Annotated in this window: 3 protein-coding genes; all 3 read right to left on the bottom strand. The window is 75.0% G+C overall.

The genetic code is table 11. From position 1 onward, the window contains the following. Positions 1-192: 192 nt before the first annotated feature. On the bottom strand, positions 193-837 hold the full coding sequence (gene tagF, locus GBZ26_RS27765) for a type VI secretion system-associated protein TagF (protein WP_174441572.1): 645 nt from the start codon (positions 835-837) through the stop codon (positions 193-195). After that, complete coding sequence (gene tssM / locus GBZ26_RS27760) at positions 837-2,828, bottom strand: type VI secretion system membrane subunit TssM (RefSeq protein ID WP_247884925.1); 1,992 nt, start codon at positions 2,826-2,828, stop codon at positions 837-839. The genes tagF and tssM overlap by 1 nt, the downstream gene beginning before the upstream one ends. A 10-nt stretch (positions 2,829-2,838) precedes the next feature. After that, the coding region (icmH, locus tag GBZ26_RS27755) for a type IVB secretion system protein IcmH/DotU (RefSeq protein ID WP_345772080.1) at positions 2,839-4,173 on the bottom strand (1,335 nt) is incomplete at its 5' end.

The raw sequence follows: 4,173 nt of genomic DNA, 5'->3' as shown, positions 1-4,173 counted from the left end.
ACCGAACAGCCTACGTTACAACATGTGAAGTGCGCTAGATTATAAAATGCATCAAGAGTGAGCTTAAGAGCGATCGCTTCTCCACCTGCTTTTTTTTTCAAGGAAAACGAAGGATAAGGAATGCCACTTAAGTCCCGGGGGGCGGGAGAGGTGAAAAAGAGACAGACTTTAAGGGACAAACACAACCGCCTGCTACCCGTCCAGATCGTCCCAGCCCCGCCGCTCCCAGGCGCCGTCGATGAAGGCGGCGGCGCGCGACGAGCGCGGCAGGCCACAGCAGGTCAGCAGCGAGGGCGGAACCCGCCCGCCGCCGCGGCTCCACCACAGGCTGGCGCGGGGCGGCAGCGGGCCCACGCGCTCCTCGACCACGGTGGCGACGGTGGGGTCGGCGCCGTTGGGCTCCGGGCGCCCCAGGATCGCCATGCGCGCCGGCAGCGCGTCCACGTCGGCCCCGGCGCGGCAGGCGTCGGCGGCGATGGACTCCGCGCGGGTGAACCAGTGCAGGCAGGCCACCGGCACGACCGCGAGGTCGGTGCCGTAGGGCAGCGTGCCGACGATGGTGAAGGGGTATTGCCGCCCAACCCGGTCGGCGCTGGGCATCATGATGCCGGCCAGCGGCGGTTCCCCGCACAGGCCGGGCGACAGGGCGAAGCGCCAGACCGGGGCCGACTGGAACAGCCGTTCCCAGGGCGAGCCGAGCTGGCGCACCGCCGCGTCCAGAACCCCCGTCAGCCAGGCGTCCCAGGGAAGCAGGACGCCGCGCGGCAGGCCGTAGCCCACGAAATCGCCGCGCGCCGGCACCTTCCCATGGAAGCCCACCGCGAAACCGGGGCTCATCAGCCGGCCCCGCCGTCGTTGGGGGTGCGGGGCGTCGGCGCGGTCGGCTGGCCCAGCACGTCGAGGACGCGCGACACCAGCGCCTCGTCCGGGGGCACCGGGGCAAAGCCGGCCTCGACCAGCGCGGCCAGATGATCGCCGAGCGCCCGGCGCTCCGCCTCATGGGCGGCGCCGGGGAGCGTGCGCTGCCAGTCGGCGGCCAGCCATTCGGCCAGCACCGCCGGGTCCAGCGGCTCGGGCCCGCCGATCATGGCATAGGCGCGCAGGCTCTGCCGCAGCAGGTCGGGCCGCGCCCAGCCGGTGCGCAGCTGCTCCTCCAGCCGCAGCACGATGCGCGACAGGAACACGCTGCGCAGCGCCCGCCGGTAGACATCCTCGGCGGGCAGGCCGACGCGCTCCCCCTGCGACAGGCCGAAGCCGAGCAGGGACGCCCGCCGTTCCGACCGCTCGGTCCAGCCGGCGGGCAGCGCGCGCAGCGCGTCGAGCGCCGGCAGAACGGCGAGGAAATCGGAATCCTCCACCCGCGTCAGCGAGCGCGGCGGGGTGTCGAGGACGCGCAGCCGCTCCTCCGCCACCGCCACGGCGGCCTCCGCCCGCGCCAGCAGCGCCTCGTTGGCGCGGTGGCTGCTCAGCCCGGCCAGCCCGAGCAGCAGCCCCGCCGCCGCCGTCCCGCCCAGCGCCCAGACGTGGCGCCGCCGCCGCGCCCGCTCCAGCGCGCGGTCCACCCCGACCATGTTGGCCTCGGGGAAGACCACCTCGGGCAGCAGGCGTTCCAGGAAGAAGGTCTGGGCCGGCGATTCCGCCGAGGCGCCGGGCTGGGTGGCGCTGGTCAGATAGATGCCGCGCAGCAGCGGCACCGCCTCCTCCGCCTCCGCGGTGAAGGCGGTGTCGACGAGGTCGGCCAGCGCCGCCTCGAAGCCCGCCATGCGCAGCGGGAAGGCGAAGGCGTCGCCGCGCCGCTGGATGTCCGGCTCCTGGTGCAGCCGCTCGGGAAGCCGCTCCTCCAGCCGGCGCAGCAGCGCCGCGTACTGCGCGTGGAAGCTGGCCAGCGGGCCGGGCGGCGCGTCCTCCACCGGGAGGGTGATTCCCCAGATCTGGGCGCGCTCCGCCCGGTCCAGCGGGTCGAAGTAGGTGGTGAAGCCGTCGACGAGGTCGGCCTTGGTGCACAGCAGATAGACCGGCACGCGGATGCCGAGATGGGCGCGCAGCTCGCCCAGCCGCTGGCGGATGGTGATGGCGTGGTTGTGCCGCTCCGCGTCGCTCCACCCGGCGAGATCGGTCAGGCTGATGGTCAGCAGCACGCCGTTCACCGGCTGGCGCGGGCGGTGCTCCTTCAGCAGGTCGAGCAGGCCGGACCAGACGCGCCCGTCGATGGCGCGGCGGCTGTCCTGGGTGGTGTAGCGGCCGGCCGTGTCGATCAGCACCGCTTCGTCGGTGAACCACCAGTCGCAGTTGCGCGTGCCGCCGAGATTCTGCACCGGCATGCCGTCCAGCCCGCCGCCCAGCGCCGCGCCCAGCCGGGCGTTGGCCAGCGCCGTCGTCTTGCCCGAGCCGGGGGCGCCGATCACCAGATACCAGGGAAGCTGGTAGAGATACTGGCCGCCCCAGCGCGCGCCGAAGCGCTGCGTCTTCAGCCGGTCGATCACCGCGTCCAGCCGCTCGCGCACCGTGCCCAGCTCGTCCAGCGACGCCTTCAGCTCCGGGTCGCGGGATGCCGCCAGCGCCTCGACGAAGCGGGCGTTGGCCGCGCTCTGCCGGCCGTCCTCGCGCCGGTTCAGCGCGTACCACAGGCCGACCAAGACCAACGCCGGCAGCAGGCGGGCCAGCCCGCCGAAGCCGAGCAGCGGCATCACCGCCCAGCCGAGCAGCCCGACCGACAGGGCGACCGCGAGCGTGGTCCACCAGCGCAGGCGCGGCGCCATCGCCGGGTCGGCGCGGCGGACCTTGCTCTGGGACTTTTTGAAGCGGGTGTGCGGAGACGGTTCGCTCATGGACCGCGGCCTATTCGGGGTAGAGGCGGACATCGACGCGCCGGTTGGCGCCCCGGTTGGCCGGCGTGGTGTTGGGGGCCAGCGGTTCGCGCTCGCCCCGCCCTTCGGCGGTCAGGCGCTCGGCGCCCAGCGTGCGCTCCAGGATCTTCAGCACCGCCGCCGCCCGCGCCTCGGTCAGCGCCTCCGGCGTCGGCAGCCCGCCGCCGCGCGGCGTCTGGTCGTCGGTGTGGGCGACCACCACCACGCGCCCCGCCTCGGGACCCAGCGCCTGCCCGACGCGGTCGACCACGGCGCGGTAGCGGGCGCGGATGGCGTCGCTGCCGGTGGCGAACATGCCCGCCCCCTCGATGCGGATGACCAGCGCCCCGTCGTCGCCGGCCAGCACCGCCACGGCACCGGAGCGGATCTCCGGCTGGAGCAGGGCGGTGACCCGGACGGCCAGCGCCGGGCCCGCGCTGGGCGGCGGCGGCGGAACGGCGCGGACCAGCTCCAGCGGCCGGTCGGGAAGCAGCGCCCCCAGCCGGGCCACCACCGCGTCCGCCCGGCCGCCCAGCGAGGCCGACAGGGTCAGGAACAGCCCGCCGAGCAGCGTCGCCACCGCCACCGCGGCCAGCCAGGGCGGCAGGACGTGCCCCAGCGGGCGGAAGCGTTCGGCGACGCCGCGCCATTGCGGCGACAGCGCGCGCTCCCGCTCGCCGCGCAGGCGGCGCAGCACGCGGAACAGCTCGTCCCGCAGGTGGGCAAGGTCATGGGCGCCGCGCGGCTTGTCGCGGAACTTGCCCTCGAAGCCCAGCGACAGGCAGGCGTAGAACAGCTCCAGCTCCAGCCGGTGCAGGCGCGGGTCGCTCAGCATGGTGTCGAGCAGGTCGAAGAAGCGGTCCGGCCCGCCGGCGCCGGGATCGACCCCCACCGCCAGCCCCTCGCGCGCCCAGCGGCAGCGCGCCCCCCAGGGGGTGGCCCGCACCACGTCGTCCAGCATGGTGCACAGGGCGAAGCGGGCGACGCGCACCTCCTCCGGCGGGACGCCGATGGCGGCGGCCTCCCCCTCGAAGCGGCGGACCTCGGCGAGGATGACGTCGCGCAGCCCCTCCGGATTCTCGTGCCCCGAGCGTTCGCGCAGCGACCCGGCGAGGTCGAGCAGCGGACCGGCGGCGGCCAGCAGCGGGTTCAGCGCCCCGCGCAGCCGCGCCGGCTGGTCCGGCGGAGCCTCCGCCTTCGGGCGGTCCTCCGGGGCCACGGCGGGTCCTGCCGCCCGGAAGGCCGGGAGCGCGCGCGGCCCGCCGCCGGACTCGTCGGAAAACTCCCCGCCGGCCCGCAGGCCCGCCCCGCCCCCCGAGCGGCCGTC

The organism is Azospirillum formosense (genome assembly GCF_013340925.1).
In the GTDB taxonomy this organism is placed as follows: domain Bacteria; phylum Pseudomonadota; class Alphaproteobacteria; order Azospirillales; family Azospirillaceae; genus Azospirillum; species Azospirillum formosense.
Note: the sequence above shows the minus strand (reverse complement) of the source record. Positions and strands in the feature narration are given on the sequence as shown.